The sequence below is a fragment of the Mycobacterium colombiense genome (assembly GCF_001953985.1).
Classification (GTDB): Bacteria; Actinomycetota; Actinomycetes; order Mycobacteriales; family Mycobacteriaceae; genus Mycobacterium; species Mycobacterium colombiense_B.
Window position 1 is genome coordinate 106,054 of record NZ_MBEI01000078.1, and the last position, 19,873, is coordinate 125,926.

A 19,873-nucleotide genomic window follows, 5' to 3' on the forward strand; every position below is an offset into this window, starting at 1 on the left:
ACCAGCCTAGAACGCCGGTGGGGCCACTGCGCTACATCTGCGGTTTCCCAGCTCCTGGAAGCGCTGGTAGCGATCCTCGACCGCGCTCGCCCAGGCCGGGTCGGGCTCGACGATGCGCTCGGTGCGCGCCCATCGGGCGGCGTCGGCGATCGTCGTCTCCAGACCGACCGCCATCCGCGCCAGGAAGGCCGCCCCCAGCGCGGCCCCTTCCGCCACCCCGGACACCTCGACCGGCCGCCCGGTGGCGTCGGCGATGGCCTGCAGCCACGGCCCCACGCGGGTGCCGCCGCCGGTGGCCACGATGCGCGACACCGGCGCCCCGCCGAGTTCGATGAGCCGGCGGACCACGAACCCGGACGCCTCGTAGGCGGCGCGGCGCAGCGCGGCGGCGTCGTGGGTCAGATCCAACGCCTCGAGCACGCCCCGGCGGTCCCGATCGTGGAACGGCGTGCGTTCGCCGCGCAGATAGGGAGCCCACACCGGGACGCGCCCGGGTTCGACGGTGGTCGGGTCTGCCGCTGCCACAACGCGATCCACCCAGCCCAGGAACAGCCCGCCGGCGTTGCTGGCCCCGCCGATCTGGCTCTTGCCGGGCGCGGTGTGCGGAATGGTCCACAGGCCGGGCATCTGGCGGGCCTCGGCGATGGTGGTCCACACGATCAGCGTGGTACCGCACATCACCAGCACATCGCCCTCGCGGTCGGCGCCCGCGACGATCTGTTCGCACAGCGCGTCGATGGCGCCGGTGGCCAGGGCGGCGTCGGTGCCGCGCAACTGCCCGACGACGGCTCCCATGCTCTCCACCCGCGGCATCTGCCCGACGGCCGCGCCGCGCTCGGCGCAGGCCTCGGGATTCCAGCCGGTCCCGTCGAACAAGGGGAACGCGGTGGCGGCGGTGGCGATGTCGATCGCCGCCTGCCCCGACAGCGCGTGGTTGGCCACCGCCGGCGCGGGCCAGTAACCGGCGGCGTCGGGCGCCTGCTCGGCCGTCCAGCGCAAGAATTCGGCGGCCTCGCCGAGCGCGGGCAGCGGCTGCGCGTCCCCGCCGGGCGTGCGGCCCCGGCCGTCGCCGTAGAGCAGTCCCGGCGTGATGGGCGCGCCGGTGTCGTCGACGGCGGTCATCGACGGCACCATCGCCGAGACGGACGCCGCGGCGATGCCGGGTTGGTGGATCAGTTCGTTCAGGGCCGCCGACGGCCCACGCCGCCACGCCGCCTCGGCGTCGTGCTCCAGCCGGTCGGGCGCCGGTACCCGCAGCTCATGGGGGATGCGCACGCGGGCCGTCACGTTGCCGTCGGCGTCGGCGGATATCGCCTTGACCGCGGTGCTGCCGACGTCGATGCCGATTGTGACGTCTTTGCGTGACACGGGCGTCACCGTACGCCAGCATTGGCACTCGTGACGTCCAAACCACGTGCGTTGGTGACCGCCCCGATGCGGGGTCCGGGCTTCGCCAAGCTGCGAGAGCTGGCCGACGTGGTGTACGACCCCTGGATCGAGCAGACCCCGCTGCGCATCTACAGCCCCAAGCAGCTGGCCGAGCGGATCGCCGGTGAAGCCGCCGAAATCGTGGTGGTGGAAAGCGATTCGGTGCGCGGCCCGGTGTTCGAGCAGGGCGTGCGGGTGATCGCGTCCACCCGCGGCGACCCCAACAACGTCGACATCGCCGGGGCCACCGCGGCCGGCATCCCGGTGCTGAACACCCCGGCCCGCAACGCCGACGCCGTCGCCGAGATGACGGTGGCGCTGCTGCTGGCCGCCACCCGTCACGTGCTGACCGCGGATGCGGATGTGCGCAGCGGCAACATCTTTCGCGACGGCAGCATCCCTTATCAGCGGTTCCGCGCCGCCGAGATCGCGGGGCTCACCGCCGGGCTGGTGGGCCTCGGCGCCGTCGGCCGCGCGACGCGGTGGCGGTTGTCCGGGCTGGGGCTGCGGGTCATCGCGCACGACCCCTACAACCCCGACGCGCGGCACAGCCTCGACGAGCTGCTGAGCGAGGCCGACGTGGTCTCGCTGCACGCCCCGGTCACCGACGACACGGCCGGCATGATCGGCGCAGGGGAGTTCGCGGCCATGCGCGACGGCGTGGTCTTCCTCAACACCGCCCGCGCCCAGCTGCACGACACCGACGCCCTGGTCGACGCCCTGCTCACGGGCAAGGTGGGCGCCGCGGGCCTGGACCACTTCGCCGGCGAATGGCTGCCCGCCGATCACCCGCTGGTGGGAATGCGAAACGTCGTGCTGACGCCGCACATCGGGGGCGCAACCTTCGACACCGAGGCGCGGCAGGCGCAGATGGTGGCCGATGACCTGGAGGCGCTGCTGGCCGGCAACGCGCCCGCTCACATCGTCAACCCGGAGGTGCTGGGGCCATGAAGTTCGTCGACGACCCGGAGATCGCGGTGCTGGACGCCGCCAAGGACATGCTGCGCCGCGGCCTGGTGGAGGGGACGGCCGGCAACATCTCGGCGCGGCGCGCCGACGGCAACGTCGTCATCACCCCGTCGTCGGTGGACTACCGCGACATGCAGCTCGACGATCTGGTGCTCCTCGTCGCCGACGGCTCGGTGCTGCAGGCGGGCGAGGGCCGCTCCCCGTCGTCGGAGATGCAGCTGCATCTGGCCTGCTACCGGGCCTTCGACGACGTCGGCAGCGTCATCCACAGCCATCCGGTGTGGGCGACCATGTTCGCCATCGCACACGAATCGATCCCGGCATGCATCGACGAGTTCGCGGTGTACTGCGGCGGCGACGTCCGCTGCACTGAATACGCGGCGTCCGGCACGCCGGAGGTCGGCACCAACGCGGTCGCCGCGCTCGAGGGCCGCGGCGCCGCGCTGATCGCCAACCACGGCCTGGTGGCGGTGGGACCGCGGCCGGACAAGGTCCTGCACATCACCGCGCTGGTGGAGCGGACCGCCCAAATCGTCTGGGGCGCACGCGCTCTCGGCGGCCCGGTGGCGATCCCCGAGGACGTCAACCGCAACTTCGCCTCGGTCTATGGCTACCTGCGGGCCAACACCTAGCGCTGGTTGCCGAGCCCGACGCTACTTCAGAATGACCGGGAGTGACTCGTACACCGTCATGTTGTTGCACAAGTCGGGAAGCGTCATCCTCGGCTCGCCGACTTCGATGGCGCCGGTATTCAGCAGGACCTCGTCGAGGGCGGCCCGGACTTCCGCCCGCGCAAGCATTGCGCCCAGGCAGTGGTGGGCGCCGCCACCCCCGAAGGATTGGTGGGGGTTGGGGTCGCGGCGAATGTCGAACCGGTATGGATCCTCGAAGACGTCTTCGTCGCGGTTGGCCGAGCGCAACATCGTCACCACGCGGGCACCCGCGGGGACCGGGACGTCGCCGAGCATCACATCGTTGATCGCCCCGCGCACCCAGAACATGATCGGCGTGGAATACCGGATCACCTCCTCGACCGCGGTGCGCCTCGCCTCCGGGTCGGATCGGTAGACCGCGATCTGATCGGGATTGGCCGCGAAGGCCCGCATCCCGTCGCACAACGCATTTCGAGTCGTGTCGGCGCCGGCCAACCCGAGGATGAAGAAGAAGATCTCGAGTTCGTTGGACGGCAGCGAGAAGCTCTCCCCCGATTCGCCCGTGATCTCCGCGGTGCACAACGCGCTCCAGATGTCGTCCGCGGGATGCTCACGCTTGTAAGCGGTCAGCGTGCTGGCGTACTCGAACAATTCCATGAAGGGCAACAGGTCATCGCCGTCGGGGAGGGCCATCTGCGCGCCGGCGGTCTTCAACACCCGGTCGATCAGACCGAACACGTGCGGGCGGTCGGCGTCGGGAATCCCGACGATGTCACCGATCACCGAGATCGGCAATCCCGCCGCCAGGTCGACGAACTCGCCCCCACCGGACTCGAGCAGGGCGGCGGCCATCGCCTCGGCCCGATCTCGGATGCCGTCCTCCAGCTTGGCCACCGCGCGTCGTGTGAACGCGCGGGCGATGACTTTGCGGCGAATCGTGTGATCCGGTGGGTCCATGCTGACGATGGCCGGGTACGCGTCGAACATGGGTACGTCTTGAATCAGCGGTCCACGGGTCGCCGTGAACGACTCGTGATCGCGGTGGACTCGCGCGACATCGGCATGCTTGGTGCACACCCAAAATTCGCGGCCCACAGTGGATCTGACGTCATCCGTGAGCTGCTGGTGAAACACCGGCGTGTGGGCGCGCAACTCGGCGAACAGGTCCTCGGGAAAACGAGTAGCCCAGATCGCCGGCTCGGCGAGATCGATCGTCGTCTCCGTCATGACGCGCCTGGACCGTGCTCGAGTTCGTTGCGCAAGCCGGTCAGGATCAGCCGCAAGCCGTAGGCGAACGCTTCGTCGCTTGGGCCGCCGGCGCGGTGCGTGTGCTCGAGCTGCACGGAGCCCAGCAGGTGGATGTACAGCGCGGCGTGCGCCGCGTCGAAATGCTCGGCGCTCAAGCCGGATTCGCGCAGAATCGCGCGGGAGGCGCGGTCCAGCTCGGTCGCCGCGGCGGTGTGCGGATGCTCCTGCAGCAGGGCCGCGATGCCGGGCACGCCGACCAGCACCTTCCGGGCGCCCGTGTAGAGCGCCAGCAAGCGCGTTTCCCAATCGCCCTCCTGCGGAACCTCGATCTGCGCAAGCACCGATTCGATCAGCAGGTCGAGCAGTTCCCGCTTGTCGCGGACGTGGTAGTAGACCGACGAGGCCGCCGTGCCCGCCTCCGCTGCCAGCTCGCGCATCGTGACCCGGCCGACGCCCACGCGTTTGGCCAGTCGCAACAAGTGCTTCGTCAGGTGCGCTCGGTCCAGCGCCCCATAGCGCAGGACCGGCGTGTTGGCCACGGCCTCCACACGCCCCCTTTCGAACGATGTACGAATTCGAACAGTATTCAGATTAGAACAACGTTCGCCTACGCTTGTCAAATGGCGCCATACCGCGTAGTTCAGTGGTCAACCGGCAACATCGGCAGTCGAGCGCTCGGCGTCCTGCTGGACCGCGACGACTTCGACGTGGTGGGCGTGCACGCCTTCGGTTCGGACAAGGTGGGCCGCGACGCGGGTGTGTTGGCAGACCGCCCCCCGATCGGTGTGGCAGCAACCGCAGACGCCGATGCGTTGATCGAGCTTCGGCCGGACTGTGTGAACTACATGCCGCGGGCCATCGACTACGAACTGGTGATCAGGATGCTGCGCTGTGGCATCAACGTCGTCACGACTGGAGATTTCCTGACCGGCACCCATCACCCGGTCGAACTGCCGGCGCTCGACGAGGCGGCCCAACAGGGCGGCGCGACCTTCCTGGGCACCGGATTCGAGCCGGGCTTCATCAACGTCGTCGCCGGGTTCCTCACCGGCGCCTGCCGACGGGTCGACAGCATCAAGCTCGTCGAAACATTGGACTGCACAACCTATCCCGTTCAGGACGTGTGGAAGGTGCTCGGGTTCGGCAAACCACCCCGCGAGCGGGTGACGCACCTCGACCCCGAGGCGCAACGGTACGGAATCGGCTACTTCGAGACGCTGGACATGATCGCCGCCATGCTGGGCACCGAGCTCGACTCCAAGGAGGCGTTCGTCGAGCCCGCGGTGCTGACAAGGGATCTCAATCTGGGCTGGGTGCACTATGCCGCCGGCACCGCCGGGGGGCAACGCCGCACCTATCGCGGATATCGCGGCGGCCGCCCGGTGGTCGAGCTGGCCATCTGCTGGACCATGAGCGACGATGCGCTCGACCCGAAATGGACCGACCCCAAGGGATTCAGTGTGGTGATCGAAGGCGAACCACGTGTCGACGCGACCATCCGGTTCGGCAAACCCGGGGAGGACGTGATGACCGTGTTGATGAATAGCACCGCCGTCGCGGCGGTCAACGCCATCCCGTACCTTTGTGACGCACCGCCGGGTGTCATCACCCCGATCGACCTGCCGATCACCGGATCCCGAGGGGCACTCACCTAGCGCTGGTCGATGCCCACCTTCACCGCGCCGCTGTCGCCCTGGTTGGCGATCGCCAGAAAGGCCTCGCGCCACTGCCCCAATTCGAAGGTGTGGGTGAGCATGGGGCGCAGGTCCATTCGACCCGCGGCGGCCAGGTCGAGGTAGTGGGCGATGGCGTGCTTGCGCTGCCCGTCCACCTCCTCGACGCCGAAGGCGTTCGAGCCGACGAACGAGAGCTCTTTGAAGTAGAGCGGGCTGTCCTCCCACCGGCCCGGGGCGTGAACGCCGGCCTTCACCAACGTCCCTCGCGACCGCAGCACCCGGACGCCGACCTCGAAGGTCTCGGGCTTGCCGACGGTGTCGTAGACGACGTCGACCGCGCCGGGATGAGCCATCGGCAGACCCTGCAGCGGCTGGCGCAGCCGGCCACCGCCCCAGGCGACCAGGTCTTCGATGATGGCCGTACGCGGTTCGTGCGCAGGGATTTTCGTGGCGCCGAACCGTCGGGCCAGCTCGGCCTGCGCGGCGAAGCGCGCCACCACCGCGACGGCCACGTCGGGATACAGCGCCCGCAGGATCGCGACCGCACACAATCCCAGCGAGCCGGCCCCGTACACCAGTGCGGCGCCCGAGCGCGGCGGTGGGTGGCGGGTGATCGAGTGCAGCGACACCGAGAACGGATCGGCGAACACGGCCATCTCGTCCGGGATCGAGTCCGGCACGGCGAACAGCATGCTGTCGTGGGCCGGCATCAGTTCGGCGTAGCCGCCCGTCACGTCGGCCGAGACCCCGGTGTGGATGCCCGGCTTGATGTCGCCGTCGGTGAAGCTCCAGCACAGGCTGTAGTCGCCGGATGCGCATGCGGGACAGGGCGGTTGGATGCCGCGCGGCCCACAGGACAGCCACGGGTTGAGCACCACTCGCTCCCCCACGCTCAGCCCCCGGGCCTTGGGTCCCAGCGCCACCACGTCGGCGACCACCTCGTGGCCCATGACTTGCGGGAACGAACAGAACGCGGCCATGGCGTTGTCGGTGTCGCCCTCGCCGAAGTCCATCAGGATCTGCTTGGAATCCGATCCGCAGATGCCGGTCAGCCGTGGCCGGGTGATTACCCAGTCCTCGTGCGGCAGTTCGGGATCCGGCAGGTCGCGCAGGGCAGTCGGGGTGCGTGCCAGGTTCTGGGTCAACGGGTTGGCGTCGTCGGGGACCTCGACGGGCTCCGGTGGCACGCCGTAGACGAGCGCCTTCATGGCGACGCCATCCCCGCGGCGCCGGCGATGAACGCGTCCAGGTCGGCGTTTTTGGCGTCGATGACGGCTTTCATGTCGGGCAGGTAGTGCTCGAAGCGCTCACCGTCCAGGGCCGCGATGATGCCGTGGGCCACCACGTCCGCGGCCACCTTGGGTCCCCGGTAGAGGGGTTCCTCGCTGCCGGGGTGGTCCCAGATCTCGGTATCGACCGGGCCCGGCTCGATCAGCTTCACCGAGATCGGCGTGTCGTGCAGGTCCACGGCCATCGCCTCGCTCCATCCGCACAGCGCGAATTTGCTCGCGCAATAGGCGCTTTCGTGGATGATTCCGAGCCGGCCGCCAACGCTGGACACGTTGACGATCATGCCCGATCCGCGGGCCAGCATCGCCGGCAACAGCGCCAGCGTCAGGCGCATCGGGGCGAAGAAGTTGACCCGCATGACCTCTTCGGCCTCGTCCGGATCCAGCGCGATGACGTTGCGCCGCTTGGGCATCGCGGCGTTGTTGACCAGCACGTCGACGCCGCCGAGCGCGTCCCAGGCCCGCAGCGCCAGGTCGGCCAGCGCCGCCGTGTCGCCCAGGTCGGCCACCCACATGGCCGAGTCCGGCGAGGTGCGCCTGCAGTCGGCCAGCACCTCACCGAGCCGATCCCGGCGGCGCGCGACCAGCCCCACCACCGCAGCCCGGGCGGCCAGCCGTCGCGCCAGGGCCGCACCCAAACCCGACGAGGCACCCGTGATGAGCACCCGTTTACCCGACACCGCGTACGCCATCAGTAAAGGTTGCCGCGAATCGCGGGAAGCGTACAGTGGGAGAAGCTTGTTATATCGGCTAAATATTAGATTAACTATCTCCGATAGGAGCACACGAATGACTTCGACCAGGTACGAAGGCGACACCTGGGACCTGGCGTCCAGCGTCGGCGTGACCGCGACCATGGTCGCGGCGGCCCGCGCAATGGCCACCCGCGCCGACAAACCGCTGATCAACGACCCGTTCGCCGAGCCGCTGGTCAAGCTGGTCGGCGTGGACCTGCTCTCCCGGCTGGCCAGCGGCGAGCTGGATCCCGCCGAGCTGAACGACGTTCACGACGGGGCCGCGGGGTCGGCCGGGGCGATGTCGCGGATGGCCGACAACATGGCGGTCCGCACCAAGTTCTTCGACGAGTTCTTCCTGGCCGCGACGAACGCGGGCATCAAGCAGGCGGTGATCCTGGCTTCCGGGCTGGACGCCCGCCCGTACCGGTTGGCATGGCCGGCCGGCACCGTGGTCTACGAGGTGGACCAGCCGCAGGTCATCGAATTCAAGACCCGCGCGCTGGCCGACCTGGGCGCCGCCCCCACCGCCGAGCGACGCGTGGTGGCCATCGACCTGCGTGACGACTGGCCCACCGCGCTGCGCAACGCCGGGTTCGACCCGGCCCAGCCGACCGCCTGGAGCGCCGAGGGCCTGCTCGGCTACCTGCCGCCCGAGGCGCAGGATCGCCTGCTGGACACCATCACCGAACTCAGCGCGCCGGGCAGCCGGCTGGCCACCGAAAGCGCGCCCAACCCCGAGCCCGGCGCCGAGGACAAGATGAAGGAGCGCATGCAGACGATCTCCGAGCGCTGGCGCGCGCACGGTTTCGAGCTGGACATGGCGGGCCTGGTCTACTTCGGCGACCGCAACGAGGCGGCCCCCTACCTGGCCGACCGTGGCTGGCGGCTGAACAGCGCCAGCATCGGAGAACTGTTCGCGGCCAACGGACTTGACCCCCTCACCGACGACGACATGCGCATGGGCGAGATGCTGTACACCAGCGGCACGCTCGGCGAGAAATAGGAGCCAGGAGATGACCACCGACGCGGGAAGAACCGACGGCGACAGCTGGGACCTGGCGTCCAGCGTGGGAGCGACCGCCACCATGGTCGCCGCATCCCGCGCCGTGGCTTCCCAGGGACCGAACCCACTGCTTGACGATCAACTCGCCGATCCGCTGGTCCGCGCCGTCGGGTTGGACCCCTTCATCCGGATCCTGGACGGCGAGGTCGATTTCGCCGACGACCCGCTGATGAACCGCAAGACCAGGGCCGAGCAGATGACGGTGCGGACGAGGTTCTTCGACGACTTCTTCATCAATGCCGCCAAAGACGGTGTGCGCCAAGCTGTGATACTGGCTTCCGGGCTGGACACCAGGGCCTACCGGTTGCCGTGGCCCGCGGGCACCGTGGTCTATGAGATCGACCAGCCACGGGTCATCGCGTTCAAGACCAACACGCTGGCTGACCTCGGCGCGGCCCCCACCGCCGAGCGCCGGACCGTAGCCATCGACCTGCGCGACGACTGGCCCGCGGCGTTGCGGCAGAGCGGCTTTGACGTGACCCAGCCGACCGCGTGGAGTGCGGAGGGATTGTTGCCCTACCTGCCGCCGCAGGCCCAGGACCGCCTGTTCGACCACATCGCCTCGCTCAGCGCGCCCGGCAGCCGGCTGGCCACCGAACACGTGCCAGATCCCGATGCCTTCACCGACGAGCGCTTGCGGCAAATCACCGAGCGGTGGCGGCGTGCCGGGTTCGACCTCGACGCGGGTGATTTGTTCTACCGGGGTGAGCGCAGCGTAGTCGTCGACTACCTGACCGAACACGGCTGGAATGTGACGGCGCACCCGGTCAGGGAGCTGTACGCGCACAACGGCTTCGAGTTTCCCGAAGAAGTGGTGCCGGCCTTCGGCGACCTGAGCTACGTCGCCGCCACCCTCAAGTGACGCTCGGTTAGGGTTCTGGCTATGTCACGCACTCACGACGATGAGTGGGATCTGGCGTCCAGCGTCGGCGCGACCGCGACCATGGTCGCGGCCGGGCGTGCGATGGCGACCAAGGATCCCCGCGGTTTGATCAACGATCCGTTCGCCGAACCGCTGGTGCGCGCGGTCGGGGTGGACTTCTTCACCAAGATGATGGACGGCGACCTCGACGTGGACGCGATCGAGAACGCCTCGCCGGTGCGCATCCAGTCGATGGTCGACGGAATGGCCGTGCGCACCAAGTACTTTGACGACTACTTCATCGACGCCACCGGCGCCGGGGTGCGTCAGGTGGTGATCCTGGCCTCCGGGCTGGACTCGCGCGCCTTCCGGTTGCCCTGGCCGGCCGGCACGGTGGTCTACGAGATCGACCAGCCGCGGGTGATCGAGTTCAAGAGCAGCACCCTGGCCGACGTCGGCGCCGAGCCGACCGCGCCGCGGCGCACCGTCCCCATCGATCTGCGCGCGGACTGGCCAGCCGCGCTGAAGGCGGCGGGATTCGACACGACGGCGCCGACGGCCTGGCTGGCCGAGGGCCTGCTGATCTACCTGCCGCCCGAGGCCCAGGACCGGCTGTTCGACAACATCACCGCGCTCAGCGCGCCGGGCAGCACCATCGCCACCGAATTCGTGCCCGGCATCGTGGATTTCGACGCGGAGCGGGTGCGCGAGATGTCCGGGTCGTTCCGGGAGCACGGCGTGGACATCGACATGGCGTCGCTGGTCTACGCCGGCGAACGCAACCACGTCGTCGACTACCTGTCCAGCATCGGATGGCGACCCGAGGGCATCACCCGGACGGAACTGTTCGAGCGCAACGGCATCGAGGTGCCCGCCCCGGAAAACGACGACCCGCTTGGCGAGATCATCTTCATCAGCGCCAAGCTGGCGGGCTAGTGGCGATCGCAAGCGCGGCGTAGCCGGGCGCAGCGGGGTCGCCACCATCGGGCTAGAGCCGCCACGGCCCCGGCCACAACGCGCTGGCCCCGGTATAGGACCGTTCGACGTTGTCCAGGATGCCGCCGATGGTGCGGCCCAGCAGCGCGCCCAGCGCGTCGGGCACCGATGCGGCCGCCGGTTGCGAGGAGGCCCGTGGCCGCAGCATGTCCAGCAGCGAGCCACCCGGGTAGGTCACGACGCGCACGTCGGCGTCCTCGTCAAGTCCGGCAAGGATTTTCGCGCGGCGCAGCGCGGTGCGGAAGCCGCCCAGTTCGTCGACCAGGCCCCGCTCGCGCGCGTCCGCGCCGGTCCACACCCGGCCCCGGGCGACGCGATCGACGGCTTCGGTGGTCAGGTTGCGGCCGTCGGCGACCCGCTCCAGGAAGTCGGCGTACACCAGGTCGGCCTCGGCCTCCCGGTGGGCGCGCTGCTCCGGGGTGAAGGGTGTCTCGATCGACCAGGCATCGGCATTGGCGTTGGTGCGCACGCTATCCAGCCCGACGCCGAGGCGCTCCAGCAGATCGCGAATCACCAGCTTGCCGGTGATCACGCCGATCGAACCGGTGATCGTCGCGGGGCTGGCCACGATCGCGTCGGCGGCCACCGCGATGTAGTACCCGCCGGACGCGGCGACCGCACCCATCGACGCCACCACCGGCTTGCCGCGTTTGCGAGCCCTTTTCACTTCGCGCCAAAGGGTTTCCGACGCGGTCACCGAGCCCCCGGGGCTGTTCACCCGCAGCACGATCGCGGACACCTCTTTGTCGGCGGCGGCCTCTCGCAACGCCGGGGCGATGGTGTCGCTCCCGACGGTGGAGGCGCCGAACGGCAAAAACTGCGGCCCCCCGCGCCCGTCGATGATCGTGCCGTCGATGTTGATGACGGCCACCTTCGGCTTGGGGCTGCGTCCGGGAACCGAGGGCACCGGCGGGGTCAGCCGGGACCGGGCCGCGCCGGCGTAGCGCGACAGGTACAGCCGCGGTGGCGTGTTCTCCTCGGAAACATCTTGCACGCCAACCAGTTCCGCGATGTGGTCATAGGCTTCGTCCCGGAACCCGATCCGGTCGATCAGTCCCGATGACACGGCCTCCTCGCGCAACAGCGGGGCCCGGTCGGCCAGTGCGTCGAGCACATCGGCGTCGAGCTTGCGCGAATGCGCCACGGCTTCCCATACCTGCTCCTGCAGGCTCTCCAGCATCCGGGTGACGGCCTCGCGGTGCGCCTCGGTGAAGCCGTGCTCGGTGAAACGGTTTGCGGCCGACTTGTATTCGCCGCGCGCGACGAACTGCGCTTCGATGCCGGCCTTGTCGAACGCGTCGCGCAGGAAGGTGGCATTGCTCGCGAAGCCGATCAGCCCGACGCTTCCGGCGGGCTGCATCCAGACCTCACCGAACGCCGAAGCCAGGTAGTACGAGAGCGTGCCCGGGTAGGTCTCGGCCCAGGCCAGCGACGGCTTGACAGCGGTGAACGCGACGATCGCCTCGCGCAGCTCCTGCACCGCGGCCGAGGGCGACGCGCTGAGTTGAACCCGGCCGATCAGCCCGGCCACCCGCGGGTCCTCGGCCGCCCGGTAGATGGCGGCGACCATGTCGCGCAGCGCGACCGGCCGGCTGCCCCCGGTGATGATCGCCAGCGGATCGAAACCCGACGTCTCCGGCGGCATCGAGCGCAGGTCCAATTCGAGCACGCAGCCGTTGGGCACGCCGTGATGGCGGGCGGTGTCGACCCGGCCGGCGAGGGCCCGGACCTCGCCGATGCCGGGGATCGGGGGCAGGAAAGCGAACATGTCTGCAGACTACCGATGCACGGCCGTACGGTGGTCGGGTGAGGTTCTCCATCGCGATCCCGCAGTTCGACTACGACGGCTTCGACGGAGCCGGGCTGCGCGCGTTTCTGGCCCGGGCCGAGGAGCTCGGGTTCGAGGGCGGGTGGCTGCTCGAGCAGATCATCGGGCCCGCACCGCTGCTGGCTCCGCTGGAGCTGCTGGCGTACTGCGCGGCCTGCACCGAGCGGCTGCGCCTGGGCGTCGCGGTCCTGGTGACGTCGTTGCACGACCCGCTGCAGTTGGCCTCGGCCGCCACGGCGGTCGACCGGCTCAGCCACGGCCGGCTGGACATCGGCGTCGCGCCGGGCGGCGGTAGGCGGCAATTCGCGGCCTTCGGCGTGGACAAGGACACCTTCATCTCGTATTTCACCGAGGGGCTGCAGCTGATGAAGGCGGCGTGGTCCGACGAGCCGCGGGTGACGTTTCACGGTCGGTTCCGCGACGTCGACGACCTGCCGATCCAGCCCAAGCCGGTGCAGCGGCCGCACCCGCCGATCTGGTTCGGCGGCCTCGCGCCCAAGGCGCTGGCCCGCGCGGTGCGCCACGGTGACTCGTTCCTGGGCGCCGGTTCGTCGACTACCGAGGCGTTCGCCGGGGCCGTCACCGTGGTGCGCCGCGAGCTCGATGAGCAACAGAAGGACCCCGCGAGTTTCACCATCGGCAAGCGGGTTTACCTGATGGTCGACGACGACGCGGCCAGGGCCCGGGAACGTGTGCTCGCCGGGCTGGACCGCATCTACGGAAAGATGCCCGGCGTGCACGACGTACCGGTGTCCGGCAAGCCCGACGACGTGGCGCGCGGGTTACGTGAGGTCATCGACGCCGGGGCGCAGATGGTGCTGTTGAACCCCGTCGGCACCGACCCGGGAGAGAACCACGAGCAGATGGAACGCCTTGCCGCAGAAGTGATTCCGCAGCTGAGCTAGCTAGGACAGCTCGGTCGCCGAACCGCCTGCGGCGGTGATCTTCTCGCGTGCGCTACCGCTGAACTTGTGCGCGGTCACCTCGACCTTGACCGTCAGCTTGCCGTCGCCGAGCACCTTGACCAGCGAGTTGCGGCGAACCGCACCCTTGGCCACCAGCTCGTCCACCCCGATCGAACCGCCCTGCGGGAAAAGCCGATTGAGGTCGCCGACGTTGACGATCTCGTACTCGGTGCGGAACCGGTTGCGGAAGCCCTTGAGCTTGGGCAGCCGCATGTGGATCGGCATCTGGCCACCCTCGAAGGTCGCCGGCACGTTCTTGCGTGCCTTGGTGCCCTTGGTACCGCGGCCGGCGGTCTTACCCTTGGAGCCCTCACCGCGACCGACCCGGGTGCGGGCGGTCTTGGACCCGCGCGCCGGCTTGAGATCGTGCAGCTTGATCGTCATTTCTTGCTACCTCCGGTGCCCGTGGCCGTCGCCTCGGCCGGCTCCACCTCGACGAGGTGGCTGACCACCGCGATCAGGCCGCGGGTCTGCGCGTTGTCCTCGCGGATCACCGAGTGCCGGATCTTCCGCAGGCCCAGGGTGCGCAGGGACTCGCGCTGCTTCCAGCGGGCCCCGATGGTGCTGCGCACCTGGGTGATCTTCAGTTGACTACTCATGGTTGTGCCGTTGCCTCTCGTGCCGCCGCACTGGCCATCGCGTCACTTTCGCGGCGCGCCTTGAGCATTCCGGCCGGCGCAACGTCCTCGATGGGCAGGCCGCGGCGAGCGGCCACCTCCTCGGGGCGCTGCAGCAGCTTGAGCGCGGCGACGGTCGCGTGCACGACGTTGATCGCGTTGTCACTACCCAGCGACTTGGCCAGGATGTCGTGCACGCCGGCGCATTCCAGCACCGCACGGGCGGCGCCACCGGCGATCACACCGGTACCGGGGCTGGCCGGGCGCAGCAGCACCACACCGGCGGCCGCCTCACCCTGCACCGGGTGGGTGATGGTCCCGCGGATCAGCGGCACCCGGAAGAAGCCCTTGCGGGCTTCCTCGACGCCCTTGGCGATGGCAGCGGGAACTTCCTTGGCCTTGCCGTAGCCGACACCGACCATGCCGTTGCCGTCGCCGACGATCACCAACGCGGTGAAGCTGAATCGCCGACCACCCTTGACCACCTTGGAGACACGGTTGATCGCGACAACCCGCTCCAGGTAGTTGCTCTTGTCGCCGTCGCGGTCACGGCCTCCACGACCGCCGTCGCCACGACGACCGCGGCTGTCGCGGTCACCGCGCGAGTCGCGGCTGTCGCCGGCGCCTTGTCCGCCGGCCGGCTGCTCCGCCATTATGCGGTCCTTCCAGTCGTGTTCAAGCTCTTGTTCATCAGAATTGCAATCCGTTCTCGCGTGCGGCATCGGCCAGCGCCGCGATCCGTCCGCCGTAGGTGTATCCGCCACGGTCGAAGACCACGCTGTCGATGCCGGCGGCCTTGGCGCGCTCGGCGATCAGCTGGCCCACCCGCACGCTGCGGGCTTTCTTGTCGCCCTGCAGGCTGCGCACGTCGTCCTCGATGGACGAGGCGGCGGCCACCGTGGTCCCGTTCTCGTCGTTGACCAGCTGCACGTGAATGTGTCGCGCGGACCGGTTGATCACCAGCCGCGGACGCTGCGGCGTGCCGGCGATCTTCTTGCGCAGACGTGCGTGCCTGCGCAGCCGAGAGACGCGCCGAGTCGCGGAAACGCTCTGCCCCACCGGCTTTCGCGTGGCGGTGCCAGCTTTTGTTTGCGCCATGATTACTTACCTGTCTTTCCGACCTTGCGGCGGATCTGCTCACCCTCGTAGCGCACGCCCTTGCCCTTGTACGGGTCGGGGCGGCGCAGACGGCGGATGTTCGCCGAGATCTGGCCGACCTTCTGCTTGTCGATCCCGGTGACGGAGAACTTCGTCGGCGACTGGACGGCGAACGTGATGCCGTCCGGAGCCTCGATCACCACGGGGTGGCTGTAGCCCAGTGCGAACTCGAGGTTGGAGCCCTTGAGCTGCACCCGGTAGCCGACGCCGAAGATCTCCATCTTGACCGTGTACCCCTGCGTCACGCCGGTGACCAGGTTGGACACCAGGGTGCGCGACAGTCCGTGCAGCGAGCGGTTGCGCCGCTCGTCGTTGGGACGTGCGACCACGATCGCGCCGTCCTCGGTGCGCGACACGGTGATCGGCTCGGCCACCGTCAGGTCCAGGACGCCCTTGGGCCCCTTCACCGACACCTTCTGGCCATCGATCGTCACGTCGACTCCGGACGGGACCGGAACCGGCTGCTTACCAATGCGAGACATAGTCTTTCGTTACCTTCCCGCCCTTACCAGACGTACGCGAGGACTTCGCCGCCCACGCCCTGTCGGGCCGCCTGGCGGTCGGTCAGCAGGCCCGAGGAGGTGGAGATGATCGCCACACCCAGGCCACCGAGCACGCGCGGCAGATTGGTCGATTTCGCGTACACCCGCAGACCGGGCTTGGACACGCGGCGCAGGCCGGCGATGCTTCGCTCCCGGCTAGGCCCGTACTTGAGCTGAACGATCAGCGACTTGCCGACCCGAGCATCCTCGGTCCGGTAGTCGGTGATGTATCCCTCGCTCTTGAGGATCTGGGCGATGTTTGCCTTGAGCTTCGAGTGCGGCAACGTCACCTCGTCGTGATACGCCGAATTGGCGTTGCGCAGACGTGTCAAGAAGTCTGCGATCGGGTCCGTCATCGTCATGACAGCGTTGGTACCTTCCTCGCGGTGGTTCCCGGTCCGGGCCTGTCGCGCACCTTTTCTGGGTTGGTCTTGGGGGTTACGGCTGTTACCAGCTGCTCTTCTGCACGCCGGGCAGTTCGCCCGCGTGCGCCATCTCGCGCAGGCAGATCCGGCACAGGCCGAATTTGCGGAAGACCGCGCGTGGGCGGCCGCACTTGTTGCAACGCGTGTAGCCGCGCACCGCGAACTTCGGCTTGCGTGCGGCCTTGTTGACCAGTGCCTTCTTTGCCATCTACTCAGTTCTCCTTGAAGGGAAAGCCGAGGGCCCGCAACAGCGCTCGTCCTTCGTCGTCATTCGTCGCCGAGGTGACGACGTTGATGTCCATGCCGCGGACCCGGTCGATCTTGTCCACGTCGATCTCGTGGAACACCGACTGCTCGGCCAGCCCGAAGGTGTAGTTGCCGACACCGTCGAACTGCTTGGGCGAAAGCCCGCGGAAGTCGCGGATACGGGGCAGCGCGATCGAGGTGAGCCGGTCCAGGAACTCCCACATCCGGTCGCCGCGCAGGGTGACCCGCGCGCCGATCGGCATGCCCTCACGCAGCTTGAACTGCGCGATGGACTTGCGCGCGCGGCGGATCTCGGGGCGCTGCCCGGTGATCAGGCCCAGGTCGTTGACCGCGCCGTTGATCAGCTTCGCGTCCCGCGCCGCATCGCCGACACCCATGTTGACGACGACCTTGGTCACCGTCGGGATCTGCATGACGTTGACGTAGCCGAACTGCTGCTGCAGCGAATCGCGAATCTCGCTGCGGTAGCGCTCTTTCAGGCGCGGCTGAACCTTTTCTGCAGTACTCATCAGATGTCCTTGCCATTGCGCTTGGAGATACGAACCCGCTTGCCGGTCTCCTCGTCGACCCGGTAACCGACGCGGGTGGGCTTGCCGTCCGAGTCGACCACCATCACGTTGGAGATGTGGATCGGCGCTTCCTGGGTGACGATGCCGCCCGACTGCGCGCCGCGCTGGTTGGTCGAAACCGCGGTGTGCTTCTTGATCGCGTTGACGCCCTCGACCAGCACGCGGTCACGCTCCGGGTAAACCTTGAGCACCTTGCCTTTGGCGCCCTTGTCCTTACCGGCGATCACCAGGACGGTGTCGTCCTTCTTGACCTTCATTTACAAAACCTCCGGGGCCAGCGAGATGATCTTCATGAACCGCTTCTCACGCAGTTCGCGGCCCACCGGCCCGAAGATGCGCGTCCCGCGCGGGTCGTTGTCGGGCTTGATGATCACCGCGGCGTTCTCGTCGAACTTGATGTAGCTGCCGTCGGGACGGCGGCGCTCCTTGACCGTGCGCACCACCACGGCCTTGACGACGTCCCCACGCTTGACGTTGCCGCCGGGGATGGCGTCCTTGACGGTGGCGACGATGACATCACCGATGCCGGCGTAGCGTCGCGACGAACCGCCGAGCACACGGATGCACAAGATCTCCTTGGCGCCGGTGTTGTCGGCGACCTTCAGTCGCGATTCCTGCTGAATCACTCGATCTCCTGACCTGGGTTGCGTGTGCACGGCAGGAGAACCCACCGGGGTGGGCATTCGGCGGGCATGACCCACCAAAAAACCTGACGTGCGCGGTCTTTGTCACCGAAGGGCACGCGGGGCCGATTCGCACCGGCCGAGGTCTGCCCAAGGCAACCCCTAGAGTCTAGGGGACGACCAGCTCAGAGCCAAATTCTGCGCCAAGACCATCGAGATGGGCCCCGTCATCGTCGGACGAAGGCGTCGAATCACCCTAAAACACGTCAACGGAACCCGCGTGAACAGCGGAAACATCTGCTGAGCGGCTCGCTGCGAACTAGACTTCCGCAATGTTCTCGGAGACGCGCTACGCGATGAACGGGAACTTGCACGTCGCCTATCGCGCGTCGCGTGAGGGTGAGCGAGACATCGTGTTCGTTGCGAACTGGTTCACCAACTGTGAGATCTTCCCCGAGCTGCCCTTGGTTCAAGGCTGGCTCGAGGCCATGACGTCGCTGGGCCGAATGATCTTGTTCGATCAGCCTGGCACCGGGGTATCGGACCCAATCGACGCCGGCGCGATGCCGACCTTGGAGCAGTGGGCCGACAGCATCACCGCGGTGCTCGATGACCTCGGTAGTCGCGAAGCCGTCCTGATTGCGGCCGTAGCCGCGGTAGCCCCTGCTGCGTTGTTCGCGGCGACACATCCGTCCCGGACGACCGCTCTAGTCGTACAGGAAGGCTTCGCGGATCCGCTCGGCCGATCAGGTGATGGCTGGACGCCGGCGCTAGGAGAAGCCGCTATGGCTATGTGGAGAACTGGCGAGTATCACCACGTCATGAATCCAGATATGCCTTGGAACGAGGAAATTCGGGCAAGCCTTGCCCGTTTCAACCGCCTGACGGTGAGTCCGCAGAGCTTCGAGGTCATGCTGCCACTAGCCAACCAAATGGACGTGCGGTCGCTACTACCGACAATTCGTGTACCGACCGTCGTACTTCACCATGCCGACAACCCACTGATTCCCGCCGCAAGGGGTAAGTATGTCGCGGACCACATTCCTGGCGCTAGATACGTCGAGCTACCGGGGCGCAACAGTTACCACTTCGTCGAACCTGATTGGCGGTCGTCGTTCCGCGAGATGGCTGAGTTCCTCACCGGCGAGCAGGCCGAGGTGGCCGACGACCGGGTTCTGGCCACGGTGTTGTTCACCGACATCGCGGACTCGACGCGCCGGGCCGCGGCGATTGGCGACCGCAACTGGCGCGCGCTGCTCGATGCGCACGACGCCGTCGTGCGCGCACAGCTCGCTCGCTTTCGGGGCCGCGAGGTGAACACATCGGGTGACGGCTTCCTCGCGATGTTCGACGGGCCGCAGCGAGCGATCCGCTGCGCCATGGCAATTCGCGACGCGGTGCAGGCACTCGGCATCCAGGTGCGCGCCGGCCTGCACACCGGCGAGTGCGAGGTCCGCGGCGGTGACATCGGCGGGATCGGCGTGCACATCGGCGCGCGCGTGACCGCGCTGGCCGGACCGAACGACGTGCTGGTCTCCAGCACGCTGCGCGACCTCGTGATCGGCTCAGGACTCGAGTTCGAGGAGCGCGGCGCTCACCAGCTCAAGGGCGTGCCCGGCGACTGGCGCCTGTTCGCCGTCGCCTCTTCGTAAGCCGTTGCGCCGCAGTCACAATGGCGGCGGTTCGTCGTCACCGGGGGGTGCGGGCCCGTTTTGCGCGACGCGCGCAGCCAACCGGGGACGCCGATTCTGCTTGCGCTCGACCGCAATTCGTGCGGCCCGGTTTTGGGCGCGGGTGTGCGTGCGTCGGGGCATCATCGCGGTGCGGTCGGCGCAGTAATCCAAGGGTCGCGCCGCGCTCACCCGGACGTCGCCAGTGGGAGCGCACAGCTGGGGAAACAGCAGTGCGCTGCCCGGGGTGGTGACGTACGTCCGCTGGTCGGGCAGCGTCCAGATGAT

Annotated in this window: 24 protein-coding genes and 1 pseudogene; 8 read left to right on the forward strand and 17 right to left on the reverse strand. The window is 68.3% G+C overall.

All coding sequences use genetic code 11. From position 1 onward, the window contains the following. Window positions 1-6: 6 nt before the first annotated feature. Window positions 7-1,368: a xylulokinase gene (locus A5732_RS23980; protein ID WP_076103500.1), complete on the reverse strand. Its 1,362-nt coding sequence runs from the start codon at window positions 1,366-1,368 to the stop codon at window positions 7-9. 30 nt (window positions 1,369-1,398) lie between these two features. Between A5732_RS23980 and A5732_RS23985 the strand changes: the two genes are divergently transcribed. Together A5732_RS23985 and A5732_RS23990 are read left to right on the forward strand one after the other, a co-directional pair. Next, window positions 1,399-2,379, forward strand: coding sequence for an NAD(P)-dependent oxidoreductase (locus A5732_RS23985; RefSeq protein WP_076103482.1), 981 nt, complete (start codon window positions 1,399-1,401; stop codon window positions 2,377-2,379). Further along, a complete protein-coding gene (locus tag A5732_RS23990) occupies window positions 2,376-3,029 on the forward strand; it encodes an L-fuculose-phosphate aldolase (RefSeq protein ID WP_076103483.1) in 654 nt (217 codons plus the stop codon). The genes A5732_RS23985 and A5732_RS23990 overlap by 4 nt, the downstream gene beginning before the upstream one ends. A 21-nt stretch (window positions 3,030-3,050) precedes the next feature. Here the strand turns inward: A5732_RS23990 and A5732_RS23995 are convergent, their stop codons facing one another. Then, window positions 3,051-4,277 carry a cytochrome P450 gene (locus tag A5732_RS23995; RefSeq protein WP_076103484.1) on the reverse strand — a complete coding sequence of 409 codons (1,227 nt, stop codon included), beginning with the start codon at window positions 4,275-4,277 and terminating at the stop codon, window positions 3,051-3,053. Continuing rightward, entirely contained in the window at window positions 4,274-4,837 is a 564-nt protein-coding gene (locus A5732_RS24000; protein ID WP_076103501.1) for a TetR/AcrR family transcriptional regulator, read from the reverse strand. Before A5732_RS24000 ends, A5732_RS23995 begins: the two co-directional genes overlap by 4 nt. An 81-nt stretch (window positions 4,838-4,918) precedes the next feature. Here A5732_RS24000 and A5732_RS24005 point away from each other — a divergent pair, with 81 nt between their 5' ends. Beyond that, window positions 4,919-5,953, forward strand: coding sequence for an NAD(P)H-dependent amine dehydrogenase family protein (locus tag A5732_RS24005; protein WP_076103485.1), 1,035 nt, complete (start codon window positions 4,919-4,921; stop codon window positions 5,951-5,953). Here the strand turns inward: A5732_RS24005 and A5732_RS24010 are convergent. Together A5732_RS24010 and A5732_RS24015 are read right to left on the reverse strand one after the other, a co-directional pair. Next, a complete protein-coding gene (locus tag A5732_RS24010; protein WP_076103486.1) occupies window positions 5,950-7,182 on the reverse strand; it encodes a zinc-dependent alcohol dehydrogenase in 1,233 nt (410 codons plus the stop codon). The genes A5732_RS24005 and A5732_RS24010 overlap by 4 nt on opposite strands. Further along, window positions 7,179-7,943 carry an SDR family NAD(P)-dependent oxidoreductase gene (locus A5732_RS24015; protein WP_436971839.1) on the reverse strand — a complete coding sequence of 255 codons (765 nt, stop codon included), beginning with the start codon at window positions 7,941-7,943 and terminating at the stop codon, window positions 7,179-7,181. The genes A5732_RS24010 and A5732_RS24015 overlap by 4 nt, the downstream gene beginning before the upstream one ends. Window positions 7,944-8,052: 109 nt before the next feature. Between A5732_RS24015 and A5732_RS24020 the strand changes: the two genes are divergently transcribed. From A5732_RS24020 to A5732_RS24030, 3 genes are read left to right on the forward strand one after another with little or no spacing between them, the layout of a single operon-like run. Further along, window positions 8,053-9,003 carry a class I SAM-dependent methyltransferase gene (locus A5732_RS24020; RefSeq protein WP_065074378.1) on the forward strand — a complete coding sequence of 317 codons (951 nt, stop codon included), beginning with the start codon at window positions 8,053-8,055 and terminating at the stop codon, window positions 9,001-9,003. Between the two features lie 10 nt (window positions 9,004-9,013). Beyond that, window positions 9,014-9,925: a class I SAM-dependent methyltransferase gene (locus A5732_RS24025; protein WP_076103488.1), complete on the forward strand. Its 912-nt coding sequence runs from the start codon at window positions 9,014-9,016 to the stop codon at window positions 9,923-9,925. 21 nt (window positions 9,926-9,946) lie between these two features. Continuing rightward, window positions 9,947-10,861 (forward strand): class I SAM-dependent methyltransferase, encoded by a 915-nt coding sequence (locus tag A5732_RS24030; protein ID WP_076051992.1) that lies wholly within the window; start codon window positions 9,947-9,949, stop codon window positions 10,859-10,861. A 52-nt stretch (window positions 10,862-10,913) separates the two neighbouring features. Here A5732_RS24030 and sppA read toward each other — a convergent pair whose 3' ends face one another. Continuing rightward, a complete protein-coding gene (sppA, locus tag A5732_RS24035; protein ID WP_076103489.1) occupies window positions 10,914-12,689 on the reverse strand; it encodes a signal peptide peptidase SppA in 1,776 nt (591 codons plus the stop codon). A 38-nt stretch (window positions 12,690-12,727) separates the two neighbouring features. Between sppA and A5732_RS24040 the strand changes: the two genes are divergently transcribed. Then, window positions 12,728-13,654 (forward strand): LLM class flavin-dependent oxidoreductase, encoded by a 927-nt coding sequence (locus tag A5732_RS24040; RefSeq protein ID WP_076103490.1) that lies wholly within the window; start codon window positions 12,728-12,730, stop codon window positions 13,652-13,654. Here the strand turns inward: A5732_RS24040 and rplO are convergent, their stop codons facing one another. The 10 genes from rplO to rplN form a co-directional block, all read right to left on the reverse strand. After that, a complete protein-coding gene (gene rplO / locus A5732_RS24045) occupies window positions 13,655-14,098 on the reverse strand; it encodes a 50S ribosomal protein L15 (RefSeq protein WP_064950241.1) in 444 nt (147 codons plus the stop codon). Continuing rightward, window positions 14,095-14,313 (reverse strand): 50S ribosomal protein L30, encoded by a 219-nt coding sequence (gene rpmD / locus A5732_RS24050; protein WP_064950240.1) that lies wholly within the window; start codon window positions 14,311-14,313, stop codon window positions 14,095-14,097. Before rpmD ends, rplO begins: the two co-directional genes overlap by 4 nt. Then, the gene (rpsE, locus tag A5732_RS24055; protein WP_064877068.1) at window positions 14,310-14,984 is read right to left on the reverse strand and encodes a 30S ribosomal protein S5; all 675 of its coding nucleotides are present in this window, start codon (window positions 14,982-14,984) and stop codon (window positions 14,310-14,312) included. Before rpsE ends, rpmD begins: the two co-directional genes overlap by 4 nt. A 37-nt stretch (window positions 14,985-15,021) precedes the next feature. Beyond that, on the reverse strand, window positions 15,022-15,390 hold the full coding sequence (gene rplR, locus A5732_RS24060; protein WP_007773555.1) for a 50S ribosomal protein L18: 369 nt from the start codon (window positions 15,388-15,390) through the stop codon (window positions 15,022-15,024). 41 nt (window positions 15,391-15,431) lie between these two features. After that, window positions 15,432-15,971, reverse strand: a complete 540-nt coding sequence (gene rplF, locus A5732_RS24065; RefSeq protein WP_076103491.1) for a 50S ribosomal protein L6 — start codon at window positions 15,969-15,971, stop codon at window positions 15,432-15,434. Between the two features lie 23 nt (window positions 15,972-15,994). Continuing rightward, window positions 15,995-16,393 (reverse strand): 30S ribosomal protein S8, encoded by a 399-nt coding sequence (rpsH, locus tag A5732_RS24070; protein WP_007773558.1) that lies wholly within the window; start codon window positions 16,391-16,393, stop codon window positions 15,995-15,997. 85 nt (window positions 16,394-16,478) lie between these two features. Then, window positions 16,479-16,664, reverse strand: coding sequence for a type Z 30S ribosomal protein S14 (locus A5732_RS24075; RefSeq protein WP_003873499.1), 186 nt, complete (start codon window positions 16,662-16,664; stop codon window positions 16,479-16,481). 4 nt (window positions 16,665-16,668) lie between these two features. Beyond that, a complete protein-coding gene (rplE, locus tag A5732_RS24080; protein WP_076103492.1) occupies window positions 16,669-17,232 on the reverse strand; it encodes a 50S ribosomal protein L5 in 564 nt (187 codons plus the stop codon). After that, the gene (gene rplX / locus A5732_RS24085) at window positions 17,232-17,549 is read right to left on the reverse strand and encodes a 50S ribosomal protein L24 (protein WP_064877073.1); all 318 of its coding nucleotides are present in this window, start codon (window positions 17,547-17,549) and stop codon (window positions 17,232-17,234) included. The genes rplE and rplX overlap by 1 nt, the downstream gene beginning before the upstream one ends. After that, window positions 17,550-17,918, reverse strand: coding sequence for a 50S ribosomal protein L14 (gene rplN / locus A5732_RS24090; RefSeq protein ID WP_003403649.1), 369 nt, complete (start codon window positions 17,916-17,918; stop codon window positions 17,550-17,552). 329 nt (window positions 17,919-18,247) lie between these two features. Between rplN and A5732_RS24095 the strand changes: the two genes are divergently transcribed. Then, window positions 18,248-19,567: an adenylate/guanylate cyclase domain-containing protein gene (locus A5732_RS24095; RefSeq protein ID WP_076103493.1), complete on the forward strand. Its 1,320-nt coding sequence runs from the start codon at window positions 18,248-18,250 to the stop codon at window positions 19,565-19,567. A 15-nt stretch (window positions 19,568-19,582) separates the two neighbouring features. On the opposite strand, the pseudogene A5732_RS27420 reads toward A5732_RS24095, so the two are convergent. Continuing rightward, a pseudogene (locus A5732_RS27420) lies at window positions 19,583-19,873 on the reverse strand (HNH endonuclease signature motif containing protein); the annotation flags it as partial.